Origin of the sequence: Nocardioides sp., from assembly GCF_030019515.1 — a bacterium.
Classification (GTDB): domain Bacteria; phylum Actinomycetota; class Actinomycetes; order Propionibacteriales; family Nocardioidaceae; genus Nocardioides.
In genome coordinates, this window is the sequence record NZ_JASEEQ010000001.1 from 100,528 (window position 1) to 117,717 (window position 17,190).

Below are 17,190 nucleotides of genomic sequence, written 5' to 3' on the forward strand. Positions count from 1 at the left end.
AGTAGTCGCTAGCGTCACCTCACGTGACACAGACCCACGAGCCCAGATCGGTCCTGGTGACCGGCGGCAACCGCGGGATCGGCCGCGCGATCGCGGCGGCGTACGTCGCCCACGGCGACCGCGTCGCCGTCACGACGCGAAGCGGCGGCGCCCCGGACGGTGCGCTCGACCTCCGTTGCGACATCACCGACCCCGCGCAGGTCGAGGCCGCCTTCGTCCGGGCCGAGGAGGCGCACGGCCCGGTCGAGGTCCTGGTCGCCAACGCGGGGATCACGGCCGACACGCTGCTGCTGCGGATGAGCGAGGACGACTGGTCCTCGGTCCTCGACACCAACCTCACCGCGTCCTTCCGGCTGGCCAAGCGCGCCTCGAAGGGCATGCTCCGGCTGCGCCGCGGCCGGATCGTCTTCATCTCCTCGGTGGTCGGCCTGCTCGGCTCGGCCGGTCAGGTCAACTACGCGGCGTCCAAGGCCGGGCTGGTCGGCATGGCGCGCTCGATCGCCCGTGAGCTCGGGTCCAGGTCGATCACCGCGAACGTCGTGGCCCCGGGCTTCATCGAGACCGACATGACCGCCGTGCTGACCGAGGACCAGAAGGCGGCGATCAGGACCCAGGTGCCGCTGGGCCGCTACGGCACGACCGAGGAGATCGCGAAGACCGTGCTGTGGCTGACCGGCGACGGCGCGGCGTACGTCACCGGGGCAGTGATCCCGGTCGACGGTGGACTGGGAATGGGGCACTGATGGCTGGGACGGGCATTCTCGAGGGCAAGCGGATCCTGGTCGCCGGGGTCACGATGGACACCTCGATCGGCTTCGCGACCGCGAAGGTCGCCCAGGAGCAGGGCGCCACCGTGCTGATCTCGAACTTCGGGCGCGCGCTCGGCATCACCCGGCGGATCGCCAAGCGGCTGCCGGTGGAGCCGCCGGTCCTCGAGCTCGACGTGACCGACGAGGAGCACCTCGCCCGGCTGCCCGAGCTGGTCCGCGAGCACGTCGACGGCCTCGACGGGGTCGTCCACTCGATCGCCTACGGGAACCCCGAGACCCTGCTGGGTGGCAAGTTCCTCTCCGGGCCATGGCCCGACGTCGCGCAGGCGGTGCAGGTCTCGGCGTACTCGCTCAAGTCGCTGACGCAGGCCTGCCGGCCGCTGATGGGGCCCGGCGGATCGGTGGTGGGGTTGACGTTCGACGCCACCGTCGCCTGGCCCGCGTACGACTGGATGGGAGTGGCGAAGGCCGCCCTGGAGTCCACCTCGCGCTACCTCGCGCGCGACCTCGGCCCGGAGGGCATCCGCGTCAACCTGGTCTCCGCCGGTCCGCTCAAGACGCTGGCCGCGAAGGCGATCCCCGGCTTCGAGGCGCTCGACGAGATGTGGGCCAGCCGGGCGCCGCTCGGCTGGGACAACAGGGACCACCAGCCGACCGCGAGAGCCGTCTGCGCGCTGATGTCGGACTTCTTCCCCGCGACCACCGGCGAGATCGTGCACGTCGACGGCGGCTTCCACGCCATGGGTGGCTGAGAGCCCGGCTGGGCCCGACCCGGGCATGACAGTCCGCCCGTCGGCTGCCAGAGTTGACCCGTGCAGCTGCCAGCCGGGACGACCACGCGTCTGATCGCGCTCATGCGCCACACCAAGGCCCAGCAGCACGGGCCCACCGACTTCGACCGGCCGCTCGCCGACCGCGGCCGTCGAGACGCCGCCGCTGCGGGTGCGTGGCTGTCCGACCAGGGCTTCGAGCCCGACCACGCGATCGTCTCGGCGGCGTTGCGCACCCGCGAGACGTGGGCGAGCCTGGCGGCCGCCGCCGACTGGGACCTGGACCCGGAGCTGGACCCGGGCTTCTACGCCGCCGGGGCCGAGACCGCCCTGGACCTGGTGCGTGTGGTGGACGACGACGTCCGCCGGTTGCTGCTGATCGGCCACAACCCGACGATCGGGGTGCTCGCGCAGGTGCTCGACGACGGCGACAGCGACCCCGACCTCGCCGGGCAGCTGCTGAGCGGCTATCCGACCGGTGCTGTGGCGGTCTTCGAGTACGACGGCGCCTGGGCCGACCTCGCCGCCGGCAGCGCCCGGCTGGTGGCCTTCCACGTCGCTCGGGGCTAGGCCGGACCCGTCCGGATCGGGTCAGAGTGGCGGCGCGGGGGTGACGATGCCCGCCTCGGCGTCGGCGGCCTCGATCTCCTCGCGCGAGATGCCGAGGAGGTACAGGATCGCGTCGAGGTAGGGGACGTTCACCGCGGTGTCCGCGGCGTCGCGCACCAGGGGCTTGGCGTTGTAGGCGATGCCCAGGCCCGCCGCGTTGAGCATGTCCAGGTCGTTGGCGCCGTCGCCGATGGCGATCACGGCGGCCTCGGCGACGCCGGCGGCGGCCGCGAACTCCCGCAGGGCGGCGGCCTTGCCCGCCCGGTCGACGACCGGGCCGACGATCCGGCCGGTGAGGCGCCCGGCGACGACCTCCAGCTCGTTGGCCCGGGAGTAGTCGATGTCGAGGTCGGCGGCGAGCCGGTCGGTGATCTGGCTGAACCCCCCGGACACGATCGCGAAGTGGTAGCCGAGCCGGCGCAGGGTGCGCACCATGGTGCGGGCTCCCGGGGCGAGCAGGATCGCGTCGTACACCTCGTCGAGAGCGCTCGCGGGCACCCCCTCGAGCAGGGCGACCCGCGCGCGCAGTGACTCCTCGAAGTCGATCTCGCCGCCCATCGCCGCCTCGGTGATCGCCGCCACCTCCGCCTCGCAGTCGGCGTGCGCGGCCAGCATCTCGATGACCTCGCCCTGGACCAGGGTCGAGTCGACGTCCATGACGATCAGCCGGGCACCGCGCCGCATCAGGTTCGCGGGCTGCACGGCGATGTCGACGCCCTGCCGGGCGGCCTCGGCCGCGAGCGCCGTGCGCAGCGCCGCGGTGTCGACGCCGGAGACGTGCAGGTCGATCGCGGTGACGGGGTACCGGGCCATCCGCTCGATCCGGTCGATGTTGGCGCCGGCGTCGGCGATCCGGCCGGCGATCGCGCCCATCGCCGCGGCCCGCAGCGGCGATCCGATGATCGTGACGTGCGACCGACCGCCGCGGCGGGCCGTGTTGTCGCCGACGCCGCGCTCGACGTCCACGCTCATCCCGAGCGCGGCCGCGGTCTCCTGGACCGCCTCCGTCACCCGACGCGGCTGGTGCGGAGCGGTGACCAGGACCCCGAGGATGAGCCGTCCACGCAGCACGATCTGCTCGATGTCGACGACCTCGACCCCCGCCCCGGAGAGGGTCGCGAACACCGAGGACGTCACGCCCGGACGATCCTTGCCGGTCAGCGTGATCAGGAGGGTCTCCGGCTTGCGGCCGGGATGTGGGTCTGTCATCTCAGTGGCCGAGGCTATCGCGGCGGGCCGGGCTCACGACGGCGGCCACGCCTCGGGTGAGCAGGCGGCCACCAGGGCCCGTCGGCCGGCGCGGGCCAGCGGCACCAGGGCCGCGCGCCGCTCCTCGAGCTCGTACGCCGTCAGCGTGCCGCCCTCGTCCTCCAGGGCCAGGTCCACGATCTCGGTCGCCTGCAGTGCGCGGCCGGCCAGGTCCGTGCAGCGTGGCGGCACGCCGTCCGGAGCGGCCAGGACGGGCCGGTGGCGCAGGTCCATCAGCCGGTCCGCCACCTCGGGGCGCCACCGTGCGACGTCGAGGCGGGCCAGCGACTCGGCCGACCCGAGCAGGGCGGCCCGCAGGCCGCGGTCCGCCTCGCCCACGTCGGGGAGCTGGCGGCGCTCGGCCGCCGGGTGGACGGTCCAGACGGTCGCGGCTCCGGTGCGATGCGGCACCAGACCGAGCCCGGCGCCCAGGACGACCACCGCCTCGCCGGCCTCCAGGGCGTCGGCGTTGAAGGCGGGCGGCCCGCCGAGGCCGACCGGGTCGCCCTCCGCCGGGAACGTGGCTCCGAAGCCGGTGGCGCCCAGCGCTCGCAGCCGGGCCAGCGCGCCCACGACCGTCTCGGTGCCGTCCGCGCCGGGCAGCCCGGCGACGGCGTGGGTCGCGTCGTCGCCGAGCACCGCGTCGACCAGGAGGTCGGTGACCACGTGCCCGCGCAGCCACGCGGTGCCCCACCAGGCCAGACGCGCGGAGGGCGGGAGCAGCAGGGTCACGGCGGGTGAGGATACGCCGCAGCGGCGCCGGAGCCGATCGATAGGGTGAGGTCCATGACCGCCGTGCTCGACTTCGCCGAGGTGACCATCCGGCGTGGGCAGGCGACGCTGCTCGACGCGGTGTCGTGGCGGGTCGAGGAGGGGGACCGCTGGGTCGTCCTCGGGCCGAACGGCGCCGGGAAGACCACCCTGCTCCAGGTGGCCTCCGCACAGATCCACCCGACGTCCGGGGTCGCGGGCATCCTCGACGAGGTGCTCGGGACGGTCGACGTCTTCGAGCTGCGCCCGCGGATCGGCCTGACCAGCGCCGCGCTCGCGGAGCGGATCCCGCGCAGCGAGCGGGTGCACGACGTGGTCGTGTCCGCGTCGTACGGCGTCGTGGGCCGCTGGCGCGAGGCGTACGACGAGCTCGACCACGAGCGGGCCGGCCAGCTGCTGACCGAGGTCGGCGCCATGCACCTGGTCGACCGCACGTTCGGGACGCTGAGCGAGGGCGAGCGCAAGCGGGTGCAGATCGCCCGGGCGCTGATGGCCGACCCCGAGCTGCTGCTGCTCGACGAGCCCGCGGCGGGCCTCGACCTCGGCGGGCGGGAGGACCTCGTATCGACGCTGTCGGTGCTGGCGTCCGACCCGTCGTCACCGGCCACGGTCCTCGTCTCCCACCACGTCGAGGAGATCCCACCGGGATTCACCCACGCGCTGCTGCTGCGCCGCGGCCGGGTCGTGGCGGCCGGGCCGGTCGCCGAGGTGGTCACCGAGGCCAACCTGGCGGCGACCTTCGGGATGCCTCTCGTGCTGGCGCACGAGGACGGCCGCTGGAGCGCCCGGCGACGCACGCGGCACCTCTGACCTCCCTCCTGGGAACGGTTGTGCGGGCTCCGCAGCGGGGCGGGCCGCAGCGGGGATAGGGTCGGGACATGGACTGGCTGGGCGAGCACGCATGGGCTGCTTGGCTGGGGGTCGCCGCGGTGCTGGGCATGGCCGAGCTGGTGAGCCTCGACCTGGTGCTGATCATGCTGGCGGTCGGCGCGATGGCCGGGATGGTGACGGCGGCCATCGGCGCCGCGGTGGTCGTGCAGGTCCTGGTGGCGGGGGGCGCCGCCGTCGCGATGCTGGCCCTGGTCCGGCCCTCGCTCGTGGCCCGGCTGCACCGGGGGCCCGAGCTGCGGCTCGGTACCTCGAAGCTGGTGGGTCAGCGGGCCGTGGTCACCGAGACGATCACCGGGCTCAGCGTCGGTCGGATCAGGCTCGCGGGGGAGACCTGGTCGGCCGCGCCGTACGACGAGCACGTCACGATCGAGCCGGGCGCCACCGTGGAGGTCTTCGAGATCCGCGGCGCCACGGCGTACGTCCACCCCGTGTCCGAGCTCGGGGAGTGAACCCGCGAGTGCCCTGCGAGTGAGAAGGAGCCTGCCGTGCCTCCCGTGATCCTGATCCTGCTGGCGATCCTGGTCCTGTTCGTCATCGTGATGCTGGCCAAGACCGTGCGGATCATCCCGCAGGCCCGCGCCGGCATCGTCGAGCGCTTCGGGAAGTACAAGGAGACGCTGCCCGCGGGCCTGAACGTCGTCGCGCCGTTCATCGACCGGGTCCGCTACATCATCGACCTGCGTGAGCAGGTCGTGAGCTTCCCGCCCCAGCCGGTGATCACCGAGGACAACCTGGTGGTGTCGATCGACACGGTCATCTACTTCCAGGTGACCGACCCGGTCGCCGCGACGTACGAGATCGCGAACTACATCCAGGCCATCGAGCAGCTCACGATGACCACCCTGCGCAACATCGTCGGCGGCATGGACCTCGAGGAGACGCTGACCAGCCGCGACTCGATCAACTCCGGGCTGCGCGGCGTCCTGGACGAGGCCACCGGGAAGTGGGGCATCCGCGTCAACCGGGTCGAGCTCAAGGGCATCGACCCGCCGCCCTCGATCAAGGACTCGATGGAGAAGCAGATGCGCGCCGACCGCGAGAAGCGCGCGGTCATCCTCACCGCGGAGGGCCAGCGCCAGGCGGCGATCCTGACCGCCGAGGGCGCGAAGCAGTCGTCGATCCTGAACGCCGAGGGCGCCCGCGAGTCGCAGATCCTGCGGGCGCAGGCGGATCGGGAGTCCTCGATCCTGCGCGCCCAGGGTGAGGGGCAGGCGATCCAGACGGTGTTCCAGGCCATCCACGACGGGCGTCCGGACCAGTCGCTGCTGGCCTACCAGTACCTCCAGATGATGCCGAAGATCGCCGAGGGCGACGCCAACAAGGTCTGGATCGTGCCCAGCGAGATCGGCCGCGCGCTGGAGGGTCTGGGCTCCACGATGAACAGCCTCCAAGGCATCCCTCAGCACGTCGACGGGCCGGCGAAGCGGGTGGACATGGGCCCCTCGGAGCCGACCGTGCCGGGTCCGGACACCCAGCTCAGCCAGACCAACGCAGCGGTCGAGGCCGCGATCGCCGAGGCCGACCGGGCGGCGAACCCGGGCCGCAGCGCCGACCCGGAGCCCGAGCCGCCGACGGCGACCGACCCGGCCGTCGACCCGGGTGAGGTGCCTCCCGCCCAGTGACGGCGTACGAGGTCGTCGCGATCCTGCTCGCCGGGGTCGCGGCCGGCACCATCAACACCGTGGTGGGGTCGGGGACGCTGATCACGTTCCCGACCCTGCTCGCGTTCGGCGTGCCACCGGTGACCGCGAACGTGTCCAACACCATCGGTCTGGTCCCCGGCTCGGTCTCGGGGGCCGTCGGCTACCGGCGCGAGCTCGCCGGGCAGCGATCCCGAGTCCTGCGGCTGTGCGTCGGGTCCCTGGTGGGTGGCCTCGCGGGCGCGGTCCTGCTGCTGGTGCTGCCGGACGACGCGTTCGCGGCCATCGTGCCGGCCCTGATCCTGCTGGGCTGCGTGCTGGTGGTCCTCCAGCCCCGGATCTCCGCCTGGGTGGCCCGCCGCCACGAGGCGGTCGGCGGGCTCCCGCACCACGGCACCTGGTGGGTATGGCCGGGCGTTCTGCTCACCGGCGTGTACGGCGGCTACTTCGGCGCCGCCCAGGGCGTGCTGCTGATGGCGGTCCTCGGCACTGGCCTGGACGAGTCGCTCCAACGGCTCAACGCCGTCAAGAACGTCCTGGCCGCCGTCGTCAACGCCATCGCCGGCCTGCTGTTCGCAGTCGTGGCTGACGTCGACTGGCGGATCGTGGCGCTGATCGGGGTGGGCTCGGTCATCGGCGGCCAGCTCGGCGCCACCGTCGGCCGCCGGCTGCCCGGCGCCGTCCTGCGCGTCGTCATCGTCTGCGTGGGCGTCGTCGCCCTGGTGGCGTTCCTGGTCGGCTGACGCCGCCGGCCGGCCGCAGCCGAATGTGCTGCGGTTTGGTCACCAACGACAGCCCGGGAGGACGGATCTCTGCAGTTGGTGACCAAACGACAACGGGACGAGCGACGGGGCGGGGCGCGACCTGGTGGGGTCAGCGGCGGAACAGGCCGGAGATCCCGGAGCCGATCGCGCCGACGGCGGGGACGATCAGGGTGAGGGCGGTCCGCTTCGAGACCGTGCCCTCCTGCATCGCGAGGTAGCCGGTGGCGGCGTCGGCGCCGTCGACCAGGATGCCCGCGAGCACCAGGTTGCGACGGCTCTTGTCGCGGGCGAGCAGCGTGATCAGGCCGAGTGCGATCTCGCGGGAGCCGAAGAGGCGGGTCAGGTAGGGCAGCTGCGGGTTGGTCGCGGGGTCGAGCTGGAAGAGCTTGGCGGCGAGGTCGGGGTTCGCGAGCGCGACGGTGCCGACCGCGACCCGCCCGAGGGACAGACCGATCACTGGATTCATGGCGCGCACGCTATCGGTCCCGGGGCGGTCCCGGATCGTTCCGGCCTCGGTCGCGTGCCGGTCGCCGGGGCGGGCGCACGCGTGACAGTCTCGGGGCATGGACCTGTACGACGTCATGCGGACCACCCCGGCAGTCCGCGAGTTCACCGACGACCCGCTGCCCGACGAGACGCTGCACCGGATCCTCGACCACGCCAGGTTCGCTCCGAGCGGGGGCAACCGGCAGGGGACCCGGATCGTCGTGGTCCGCGACCAGGCCGCCCGCCGGCGGTTGGCGGAGCTGAACGGGCCCGCGGTGCGCCGCTACGTCGCACAGGCGAAGGCCGGCCAGAGCCCCTGGAACCCCCTCGAGCCGCCCGCCCCGAGCGTGGCGGAGATCGCGGCCACGGAGATCCCGGACGCGTTCACCGCCCCGCTGCTGAGCGCCGGCGCGGTGCTCGTCGTGTGCGTCGACCTCGGGCTGGTCGCCGCCATGGACCAGGACCTGGACCGGGTGGGACTGGTGGCGGGCGCGTCGGTGTACCCGCTGGTGTGGAACATCCTGCTGGCGGCACGCAACGAGGGGTACGGCGGCACCATCACCACGATGGCGGTCGCGGAGGAGGACGGGGTCAAGGAGCTGCTCGGGATCCCCGATCGGTTCGCGCTGGCCGCGGTCGTGCCGATCGGCCGGCCGGTCCGCGAGGTCACCAGGCTGCGCCGCCACCCGGTCGAGGAGCTCGCGACCCTCGAGACGTTCGACGGCGAGCCGCTCCGGGCGCCGGGTCAGGAGCCTGACGGTGCTGACGAGGGCGCGGCTCCGAGGTAGGCCGCGGCCCACCGGTCGAGCTCGGCGTACGCCTGCGCCCGGGGCTCGGGCAGGGAGAGGACCACGTCGTGCCGGGCGCCCTCGATCGCGATGTAGGTGACGTGCCGGCCCAGGGCCACGGCCCACCGCCGGATCTGCGGCACCTCGAGGACGGTGTCGAAGTTGTGGACGTCCGGGCCCATCTCCTTGGGCCAGCGGGTGCCGCCCGAGGACAGCACCAGCACCGGGCAGCCCACCTCCAGGCCGCGGTGCAGGGCGTTGTGGCCGACCCGGATCGCCCGGAGCCAGCCGAAGTACACCGGCCAGGGGTCGATCGGCTTCCACGCGGTGTTGAAGTCCCACTCGCCCTCGTGGTCGATGTGCAGGCTGCGGGCGTAGAAGCCCTCGATCCTGCGGGGGACCACCCGCTTCGGCTGTCGGGTCCCGACCCGCTTCACGAGCTGGGTGCCGAGGGTTCGGATCCACAGCCCGCCCTGCATGTCCAGCCACGGGGAGTTCAGCACCATCCCGTCCAGCGCCGGCTTCCGGGCGTCCGCCCACAGCGCGACGATCAGTCCGCCGGTCGAGTGGGCGCTCACCACCAGGTGGTCGTGCCCGTCCCGGTCCACGATCCGGTTCCGGGCCGCGTCGAGGTCGGCGAAGTAGTCCCGCAGGTCGGTCACGTAGTTCGGCGTCTGGTGCGGCCGGATCGAGCGGCCGTACTTGCGCAGGTCGATCGCGTAGAAGTCGTAGCCCCTCGCGTTCCACCACTCGGCGTACTGGGTCTGGAAGAAGTAGTCCGCGAAGCCGTGCACGTGCAGCACCGCCCGCCCGGTGGGCCGTGCTGCGCGGCGGACGACGAGGGTCGCGACGACCGCGCCCTCCTCGTCGGGTGGCAGGCCGATGGTCTCGGCCAGGTAGGGCTCGCCCAGGACGTCGGGGTGGAGCTCGTCGAAGGCGCCACTGGTCATGGCCGCAGTCTTCCAGCCCGCAGGCCCAGCGCCACCTCCGGTTCGTTCGTCGTGACGAGCCAGGCGCGGCCCGGCCGCAGCCAGTAGGCGAGTGAGCGCCGGGTGTCGACCGTCCAGACGACCAGCGGCAGCTGGTGCCGTCGGGCGAAGCGACGCACGCGGAGCCGGGCGAGCCAGTGGTGGGCGACCACGACGTTGGCGCCCGTCGTGCGGTAGCGGACGCCCGGGAACAGCTCGGAGACCCGCACCCGGATCGCGTGCCGCAGCGAGAACCCCTTGACCCCGCGACCGAGCGACAGCCCGACCTGGAGGTCGTGACCCTCGCGGTCCGCCCAGGCGCGCAGGGCACGGACGGCGTCGTCGTGGTGGGTGGTGACCAGGAGCCGGTCGGTGCCGAGCCGGGCGATGGCCTCGGCCACGATCGGGATCTCCCCACCGCGCAGCTTCAGGTCGAGATGGGCCCGGGCCCTCCCGGCGAGCAGCCCCAGGGCCTCGTCGTAGCGCAGGGTGTCCGGCGGCGGGTCGTCGACCAGGTCGTGCAGCAGCACCAGCGAGCCGTCGGCGATGCGCTGGACGTCGAACTCGACGTAGTCGGCCCCGAGCGCGATCGCCTGCTCGATGTCTGCGCGGCCGAGGCAGCGATGCGCGCTGACCAGCGTCATCCTGGGGGTCGTCGATCCTGGGCGTACGCCGCGGCCGCTCGCACCAGCCCCGCCAGCAGCCCGACGTCCGCTGCGGTCTCGGGGTGCCACTGCACCCCGACCACGAACCGGTCGCCCGCCCGCTCGATCGCCTCGAGCGTGCCGTCGTCGGCGTGCGCGGCGCCGACGAAGCCGGGGTGCTCGCGCACGGACTGGTGGTGGTGGCAGTTCACCGTCACCCGCTCGCCGAGAAGGCCCGCGACGCGGGTGCCGGGGGACGTCGCGACCGAGACGGCGCCGAACTCGTCCCCGCCCGGGCTGTGCCGCTCGTGGCCGACCAGGTCCGGGACGTGCTGCTCGAGGGTGCCGCCGCCGTGGACGGCCAGCACCTGCATCCCACGGCACACGCCCAGTACGGGCAGGCCGGCGGCGTCGGCGGCGTCCAGCAGCGCGGACTCCCACGCGTCCCGGTCCGGCCGCCAGCCCGCCGTCCGCGGGTGCGGGTCGGCGCCGTACCGCCCGGGGTCCACGTCCGCGCCACCGCTGACGACCAGCCCGTCGAGGCGGGCGACCAGCGCGTCGGCCGCCTCCGGGCGTCCCACGGGCGGCAACAGCACGGGTACGCCGCCGGTCTCCTCGACCGCGGCGGCGTACTGCGTGGGCAGCAGGTCGGCGCGCTGGTGCCAGACCCCCCACGAAGCCTCCTCGCGGTAGGTGGTCAGGCCGATGACCGGGGTCGCCACGTCAGAGCGGGGTGACGTAGGCGCCGGAGATGCCGCCGTCGACCAGGAACGTGCTCGCGGTCATGAACGAGGAGTCGTCCGACGCGAGGAACAGCACCGCCGACGCCATCTCCTCGGGCTCGCCGAACCGTCCCATCGGCACGTGCACCAGCCGGCGCGCGGCCCGCTCGGCGTCCTTGGCGAACAGCTCCTGCAGCAGCGGCGTGTTCACCGGCCCGGGGCACAGTGCGTTGACGCGCACGCCCTGGCGGGCGAACTGGACGCCGAGCTCCCGGGTCATCGACAGCACCCCGCCCTTCGACGCGGAGTACGAGATCTGGCTGGTCGCCGCACCCATGACGGCGACGAACGACGCGGTGTTGATGATCGAGCCCCGGCCCTGTTCGAGCATGTGGGGGAGAGCGGCCTTGCAGCACAGGTAGACCGACGTCAGGTTCACCTCCTGCACCTTGCGCCAGGCGTCCAGGTCGGTGTCGAGGATCGAGTCGTCCTCGGGCGGGCTGATGCCGGCGTTGTTGAACGCGATGTCGACCGAGCCGTAGACGTCCTTCGCGGTCCGGAAGAGCGCGTCGACCTCGTCCTTGCTGGTGACGTCGACGTGGACGTACGTCGCGACGCCCGCTCCGCCGAGCTGCTCGACGAGCTGGTGCCCGCGGTCGTCGTCGATGTCGCCGATCACGACCCTGGCGCCCTCCTGGACGAACCGCTGGACGGTCGCGAGGCCGATGCCCGAGCAGCCCCCGGTGATGACCGCGACCCGGTCCTGGATGCGTCCTGCCATGTCACTCCGATCGTTGGTCGAGTAGGCCGCGCGGAACGAGCGGCCGTGTCGAGACCTGCTAGTGGGCGATGAAGACGTTCTTCTCCTCGGTGAACGCCATCGGGGCGTCCGGACCGAGCTCGCGGCCGAGCCCGGACTGCTTGTACCCCCCGAACGGGGTCCAGTACCGCACCGAGGAGTGGGAGTTCACGCTGAGGTTGCCGGCCTCGACGGCGCGGGCGACCCGCAGACCCCGGCCGAGATCGGTGGTGAAGATCGATCCGGACAGGCCGTACTCGGTGTCGTTGGCCTTCGCGACTGCATCCGCCTCGTCGTCGAAGGGCATCACCGCGACGACCGGGCCGAAGACCTCCTCACGCCAGATCCGGGTCGCGGGGTCCTCGACGGTGACCACCGACGGCGGCACCCAGAAGCCGTCGGCCACCGCACCGCCGGGCACCGACCCGGCGAACGCGACCTCCACCTCGTCGAGGTAGCCGGTGACCGTGGCCTGCTGCTGCGCCGAGATGAGCGGGCCCATCTCGCTGGCCTCGTCGCCGGGGTCGAGCACGCGCAGGCCCTCGACGGCCGGCTGGAGCTTGCTGAGGAACTCGTCGTACGCCGAGCGCTCCACGAGGATCCGCGAGCGGGCGCAGCAGTCCTGGCCGGCGTTGTCGAAGACGGCGTACGGCGCGCTCGCGGCCGCGGCGTCGATGTCGGCGTCGGCGAACACGATGTTCGCGCTCTTGCCGCCCAGCTCGAGCGTCACCCGCTTCACCTGCTCGGCGCAGCCGGCCATGATCCGCTTGCCGACCTCGGTCGACCCCGTGAAGCAGACCTTGCGGACCAGCGGATGGGTCACGAACCGCTCGCCGACCACCGAGCCCTTCCCGGCGACGACGGTCAGGACGTGCTCGGGCAGGCCGGCCTCCAACGCCAGCTCGCCGAGCCGCAGCGCGGTGAGCGGGGTGAGCTCGGCCGGCTTGAGGACGACGGTGTTCCCGGCCGCCAGCGCCGGCGCGAGACCCCAGCCCGCGATCGGCATCGGGAAGTTCCAGGGGACGATGATCCCCACGACGCCGAGCGGCTCGTGGAAGGTGATGTCGACGCCGCCCGGCACCGGGATCTGTCGGCCGAAGAGCCGCTCGGGCGCACCCGCGTAGTAGTTCAGGCAGTCGCGGACGTTGCGCGCCTCCCACCGGGCATTGCCCCAGGTGTGCCCCGCGTTGCGCACCTCGAGGCCAGCGAGCTCGTCGACGTGCGCGTCGACGACGGCGGCGAAGCGCCGGAGCAAGCCGGCCCGCTCGCCGGGCGGCAGCGCCTTCCAGGCCGGGAACGCGGCGTGTGCGCTCTCGATCGCCCGGTCCGCGTCCGCCGTCGAGGCCAGGGGGACGTCGGTGACCGGCGCCGCGGTCGCGGGGTTGAGGACCGTATGCAGGTCGGCTCGCGTGTCGCTCACTTACAGCCTCTCGAATCCACGGCGGAGCTCCCAGTCGGTGACGGCCGCGTTGTAGGCCGCGAGCTCCACGTCTGCCATGTTGACGTAGTGGTCCACGACGTCGTCGCCCAGGGCGGCGCGTGCGACGGCGGACCCGGCGAACCGGCCCCGCGCCTCGGCCATGGTGCGCGGCACCTGCGGCCGGCCCGACGTGTAGGCGTTGCCGACGAGCTCGTCCTCGAGCGGGAGCTCGTTCTCGATGCCGTGCAGGCCGCCGGCGACCATGGCCGCCAGTGCGAGGTAGGGGTTCACGTCCGCGCCCGGGATCCGGTTCTCCATCCGCGCGGACGGTCCGTGGCCGACGAGACGGACGGCGCAGGTGCGGTTGTCGAGCCCCCACGCCAGGGTGGTCGGCGCGAAGGAGCCGTCGGCGAACCGCTTGTAGGAGTTGATGTTGGGCGCATAGAGGAGCGTGAAGTCGGGGATCGTGGCCAGCACGCCCGCGACGAAGTGGTCGTAGAGCGGGGTTCGCGTCCCCGTCTCGCGGTCCCAGAAGACCAGCGCACCGTCGGGGCCGCGCAGCGAGAGGTGGATGTGGCACGAGCTCCCCTCGCGCTGGTCGTACTTCGCCATGAACGTGATCGCCTTGCCCTGCTGGGCGGCGATCTCCTTCGCGGCCGTCTTGTAGACGGCGTGGTTGTCGGCGGTGGTGAGCGCGTCGGCGTACAGGAAGCCGACCTCGTGCTGCCCGAGGTTGCACTCGCCCTTGGCGCCCTCGACGTCCAGGCCCGCGCCGTACATGTGGTTGCGCAGCGCGCGGAGCAGCGGCTCGATCCGGCTGGTCCCGAGGATCGAGTAGTCGACGTTGTACTGGTTCGCCGGGGTCAGGTCCCGGTAGCCGTCGGCGTGGGCCTGCTCGTAGGTGGTGTCGAACGCGATGAACTCGAGCTCGGTGCCGGCCAGCGCCGTCCACCCCTGCTCGGCGCACCGGTCGAGCTGGCGGCGCAGGATCCCGCGCGGCGACTGGGTGACCGGCGACCCGTCGGGCCAGACCAGGTCAGACTGGATCATCGCGGTCGCGGGCAGGTGGGTGAGGATGCGGATCGTGCGCTCGTCGAGCCGGAACTCCATGTCGCCGTAGCCCGTCTCCCACGACGAGTTGGCGTAGCCGTCCACGGTGTTCATGTCGACGTCCACGGCGAGCAGGTAGTTGCAGCCCTCGGTACCGTGCCCGGCGACGTGGTCGACGAAGTACCTCCCGTGCAGCCGCTTGCCCTGGAGCCGGCCCTGCATGTCGGTCATCGCGACGACGACGGTGTCGATCACGCCGCTCTCGATCCGATCGATGAGCTGGTGCATCGTCAGGTGCCGGCTGTTGCGGAGTCCGGTCTCGTCCTGGGTCGCCTTCTGGGCCAACGCTGTCTCCTATCCCACGAGGCCGCGCAGGAGCGCGGCCGTGTCGTCGCAGTGCTCTTCCATGACCCGGCGGGCCCGTTCGGCGTCGCCGGCGAGGATCGCCCTGACCAGCGCGGCGTGCTGCCGGTCGGAGTGGGCGATGTTGGTGCCCAGCACCGGGATCGTCAGCAGCATCTCGTGCAGGGTCGCCTGCACGGAGGTCACGGCCTCGATCACCCGGGGCGAGTCGGCCAGCGAGGCGACCGTCAGGTGGAACCGGGAGTCGGCCTGCCGGTGCGCGGCCGGCTTGCGGGCCGCGCTGACCGCCGCGAGCGCGGTCTCCAGCTGCTCGCGCCCTGCCGGGTCCAGGTCGGTCCGGGCCGCGAGGTACGCCGCCCCGGGCTCGACGATCCGCCGGAACTCCAGCGCGTCGAGCCAGTCCCGCCGCTGGACGGCCGTCAGGCGCGCGGCACGGCGGCCGCTGGGGGAGCGCGGCTTGAGGGTGACGACCGTGCCGCCGCCCCGGCCGCGCGTGGTCTCGACCAGCCCCGCCTCGCGCAGCGCCGCCATCGCCTCGCGCAACGTCGCCCGGGACACCGCCAGCTGTTCGGCGAGCTCGCGCTCGGCGGGCAGCGTCGCGCCGAGCGGGTAGACACCCAGCCGGATCGCGGTGGCGAGCTGCTCGACACACGCCTCGAACGCGTGGTGCCCGCGCACCGGACGCAGCACCGCGACGGGCAGCCGATCGTCGGGGGAGGCGGTCACGGGCTCAACCTTCGACTTCCCCGCAGCACCTGTCAATGACGCAATGGTCTGAGTTCATACCAATTTGCTGGCGACCATTTACACCCGGATCGGGACGGGTCTAGCGTCCGTTCACATTCGCACGATCCTCCCCTGGAAGGTGTCGCATGCCCGAAGCACACGAGCCCGTCGAGGCTCATCACCTCAATGCGGACGAAGCCCACCTGGCGCGACTCGGATACAAGCAGGAGCTCAATCGTTCCTGGTCCGGCTTCTCCAACTTCGCGATCTCGTTCTCGATCATCTCGATCCTGGCCGGCTGCTTCACGAACTTCGGAGCCGGCTTCAACAACGGCGGGCCGATCTCGATCTCGTGGTCGTGGCCGATCCTCGGCGTGTTCATCCTGATCATCGGCTTCACGATGTCCGAACTGGTCTCGGCTTACCCGACCTCGGGCGGCATCTACTGGTGGGCCTCGAAGCTCGGCGGACCCGCGGCCGGCTTCTACACCGGCTGGCTGAACCTGATCGGCCTGGTCGCGGTGACCGCCGGCGTCTCCTACGGCTGCGCGACGTTCATCGACCTGACCATCAGCACCTACTCCGACTCGTTCGCCGCCGACTACTCGCTCACGCGGGTCTTCGTCATCTTCGTGGTCGTGCTGGCGCTCGCCTCCGTGCTGAACATCTTCAGCGGCCACCTGATGGCAGTCATGAACAACGTCTCGGTCTGGTGGCACGTGGCGGGCGCGGCCGGCATCGTGCTGATCCTGGTCCTCGTGCCCGATCAGCACCAGAGCTTCAGCTACGTGTTCACCGAGCGCTTCAACAACTCCGGGTACGGCGACGGCAGCACCTCCAACCTGATGTTCTGGTTCGCGATCGTGCCGTTCGGCTTCCTGCTCACCCAGTACACGATCACCGGCTTCGATGCCTCGGCGCACCTCTCGGAGGAGACCGCGACGGCCTCCACCGTGGCCGCCAAGGGGATCTGGCGCTCGATCTTCTACTCGGTCATCGGTGGCTACATCCTGCTGCTGGCCGTGGTCTTCGCGATCCCCAGCACGCCGGACGGCGCCCCTGACAACGCCGGTGTAGGTGCCGGTGGCGTCGCCTACATCTTCGTGCAGTCGTTGGGCACCAACTGGGCGACTTTCGTGCTGTTCATCTCGGCCGCGGCCCAGTTCTTCTGCGCCACCGCCTGCATGACGTCGGCGTCGCGCATGACGTTCGCGTTCAGCCGCGACGGTGCCATCCCGGGCTCGCCGGTCCTGCAGCGACTGACGTCGTCCCGGGTCCCCGCCAACGCGGTCGTCTTCGTGGGCATCGCCGCCGCCGTGGTCACGCTCCCGGCCCTGATCGAGGTCAACATCGGGACGCCGGAGGCTCCGCTGGTCATCCCGGTCGCGTTCTACGCGGTCACGTCGATCGCGGTGATCGGCCTCTACCTCGCCTTCGCGATCCCGATCTGGCTGCGGTGGCGGCACGGCAGCCGGTTCGAGGTCGGGTCGTGGAACAACGGCTCGAAGTACAAGTGGATGAACCTCGTGGCCGTCGCCGAGATCCTGATCGTCACGCTGTACCTGATGATGCCGTCGTTGCCCGGTGGCAACCCGTTCAGCGAGTCGGACTTCGAGTGGAAGTTCGTCAACTACGCGCCGATCGTCACCCTCGGCACGCTGCTGCTGCTGACCCTGTGGTGGTTCACTTCGGCCAAGAACTGGTTCACCGGGCCGAAGCACACCATCGACCAGGCCGTGGTCGAGGCGTTCGACGCCTGAG

19 protein-coding genes are annotated in these 17,190 nt (G+C 72.1%); 9 read left to right on the forward strand and 10 right to left on the reverse strand.

Annotated elements, in window-relative coordinates; all coding sequences use genetic code 11:
* The first annotated feature begins 23 nt into the window (after positions 1–23).
* Genes fabG through QMC84_RS00505 form a run of 3 tightly spaced genes read left to right on the forward strand, consistent with a single transcriptional unit; the run spans position 24 to position 2,110 of the window.
* Positions 24–743 carry a 3-oxoacyl-ACP reductase FabG gene (gene fabG / locus QMC84_RS00495; RefSeq protein WP_300370428.1) on the forward strand — a complete coding sequence of 240 codons (720 nt, stop codon included), beginning with the start codon at positions 24–26 and terminating at the stop codon, positions 741–743.
* Positions 743–1,522, forward strand: a complete 780-nt coding sequence (fabI, locus tag QMC84_RS00500; RefSeq protein ID WP_300370431.1) for an enoyl-ACP reductase FabI — start codon at positions 743–745, stop codon at positions 1,520–1,522. Before fabG ends, fabI begins: the two co-directional genes overlap by 1 nt.
* A gap of 60 nt (positions 1,523–1,582) precedes the next feature.
* Positions 1,583–2,110, forward strand: coding sequence for a histidine phosphatase family protein (locus QMC84_RS00505; RefSeq protein ID WP_300370434.1), 528 nt, complete (start codon positions 1,583–1,585; stop codon positions 2,108–2,110).
* A gap of 21 nt (positions 2,111–2,131) precedes the next feature.
* On the opposite strand, the gene serB is transcribed toward QMC84_RS00505, so the two are convergent.
* Both serB and QMC84_RS00515 read right to left on the reverse strand, forming a co-directional pair.
* Positions 2,132–3,358, reverse strand: a complete 1,227-nt coding sequence (gene serB / locus QMC84_RS00510) for a phosphoserine phosphatase SerB (protein ID WP_300370437.1) — start codon at positions 3,356–3,358, stop codon at positions 2,132–2,134.
* Positions 3,359–3,391: 33 nt separating this feature from the next.
* Positions 3,392–4,129, reverse strand: coding sequence for a hypothetical protein (locus tag QMC84_RS00515; protein ID WP_300370440.1), 738 nt, complete (start codon positions 4,127–4,129; stop codon positions 3,392–3,394).
* Positions 4,130–4,183: 54 nt separating this feature from the next.
* On the opposite strand from QMC84_RS00515, the gene QMC84_RS00520 reads away from it, so the two are divergent.
* The 4 genes from QMC84_RS00520 (at position 4,184) to QMC84_RS00535 (ending at position 7,442) form a co-directional block, all read left to right on the forward strand.
* The gene (locus QMC84_RS00520) at positions 4,184–4,978 is read left to right on the forward strand and encodes an ABC transporter ATP-binding protein (protein ID WP_300370443.1); all 795 of its coding nucleotides are present in this window, start codon (positions 4,184–4,186) and stop codon (positions 4,976–4,978) included.
* Between the two features lie 68 nt (positions 4,979–5,046).
* Positions 5,047–5,508 (forward strand): NfeD family protein, encoded by a 462-nt coding sequence (locus QMC84_RS00525; RefSeq protein ID WP_300370446.1) that lies wholly within the window; start codon positions 5,047–5,049, stop codon positions 5,506–5,508.
* Positions 5,509–5,544: 36 nt separating this feature from the next.
* Positions 5,545–6,681, forward strand: coding sequence for an SPFH domain-containing protein (locus QMC84_RS00530; protein WP_300370449.1), 1,137 nt, complete (start codon positions 5,545–5,547; stop codon positions 6,679–6,681).
* Positions 6,678–7,442 carry a sulfite exporter TauE/SafE family protein gene (locus QMC84_RS00535; RefSeq protein ID WP_300370452.1) on the forward strand — a complete coding sequence of 255 codons (765 nt, stop codon included), beginning with the start codon at positions 6,678–6,680 and terminating at the stop codon, positions 7,440–7,442. The genes QMC84_RS00530 and QMC84_RS00535 overlap by 4 nt, the downstream gene beginning before the upstream one ends.
* A gap of 130 nt (positions 7,443–7,572) precedes the next feature.
* On the opposite strand, the gene QMC84_RS00540 is transcribed toward QMC84_RS00535, so the two are convergent.
* Positions 7,573–7,929 (reverse strand): DUF4267 domain-containing protein, encoded by a 357-nt coding sequence (locus QMC84_RS00540; RefSeq protein WP_300370455.1) that lies wholly within the window; start codon positions 7,927–7,929, stop codon positions 7,573–7,575.
* A 97-nt stretch (positions 7,930–8,026) separates the two neighbouring features.
* Here QMC84_RS00540 and QMC84_RS00545 point away from each other — a divergent pair, with 97 nt between their 5' ends.
* Positions 8,027–8,737: a nitroreductase family protein gene (locus QMC84_RS00545; RefSeq protein ID WP_300370458.1), complete on the forward strand. Its 711-nt coding sequence runs from the start codon at positions 8,027–8,029 to the stop codon at positions 8,735–8,737.
* Here the strand turns inward: QMC84_RS00545 and QMC84_RS00550 are convergent.
* The 7 genes from QMC84_RS00550 to QMC84_RS00580 are packed head-to-tail and all read right to left on the reverse strand — an operon-like array spanning position 8,695 to position 15,429.
* On the reverse strand, positions 8,695–9,687 hold the full coding sequence (locus tag QMC84_RS00550; RefSeq protein ID WP_300370461.1) for an alpha/beta hydrolase: 993 nt from the start codon (positions 9,685–9,687) through the stop codon (positions 8,695–8,697). The genes QMC84_RS00545 and QMC84_RS00550 overlap by 43 nt on opposite strands.
* On the reverse strand, positions 9,684–10,349 hold the full coding sequence (locus tag QMC84_RS00555; RefSeq protein ID WP_300370464.1) for a glycerophosphodiester phosphodiesterase: 666 nt from the start codon (positions 10,347–10,349) through the stop codon (positions 9,684–9,686). Before QMC84_RS00555 ends, QMC84_RS00550 begins: the two co-directional genes overlap by 4 nt.
* Positions 10,346–11,071 carry a gamma-glutamyl-gamma-aminobutyrate hydrolase family protein gene (locus QMC84_RS00560; RefSeq protein ID WP_300370467.1) on the reverse strand — a complete coding sequence of 242 codons (726 nt, stop codon included), beginning with the start codon at positions 11,069–11,071 and terminating at the stop codon, positions 10,346–10,348. Before QMC84_RS00560 ends, QMC84_RS00555 begins: the two co-directional genes overlap by 4 nt.
* Before the next feature lies 1 nt (position 11,072).
* The gene (locus QMC84_RS00565; protein WP_300370470.1) at positions 11,073–11,852 is read right to left on the reverse strand and encodes a 3-oxoacyl-ACP reductase; all 780 of its coding nucleotides are present in this window, start codon (positions 11,850–11,852) and stop codon (positions 11,073–11,075) included.
* A 58-nt stretch (positions 11,853–11,910) separates the two neighbouring features.
* Entirely contained in the window at positions 11,911–13,290 is a 1,380-nt protein-coding gene (locus QMC84_RS00570) for an aldehyde dehydrogenase family protein (protein ID WP_300370473.1), read from the reverse strand.
* Positions 13,291–14,685, reverse strand: a complete 1,395-nt coding sequence (locus QMC84_RS00575; protein WP_300370475.1) for a glutamine synthetase family protein — start codon at positions 14,683–14,685, stop codon at positions 13,291–13,293.
* Positions 14,686–14,694: 9 nt separating this feature from the next.
* Positions 14,695–15,429 (reverse strand): FCD domain-containing protein, encoded by a 735-nt coding sequence (locus QMC84_RS00580; RefSeq protein ID WP_300370478.1) that lies wholly within the window; start codon positions 15,427–15,429, stop codon positions 14,695–14,697.
* A gap of 146 nt (positions 15,430–15,575) precedes the next feature.
* Between QMC84_RS00580 and QMC84_RS00585 the strand changes: the two genes are divergently transcribed.
* On the forward strand, positions 15,576–17,189 hold the full coding sequence (locus QMC84_RS00585; protein ID WP_300370480.1) for an amino acid permease: 1,614 nt from the start codon (positions 15,576–15,578) through the stop codon (positions 17,187–17,189).
* The last annotated feature ends 1 nt before the right edge of the window (position 17,190 follow it).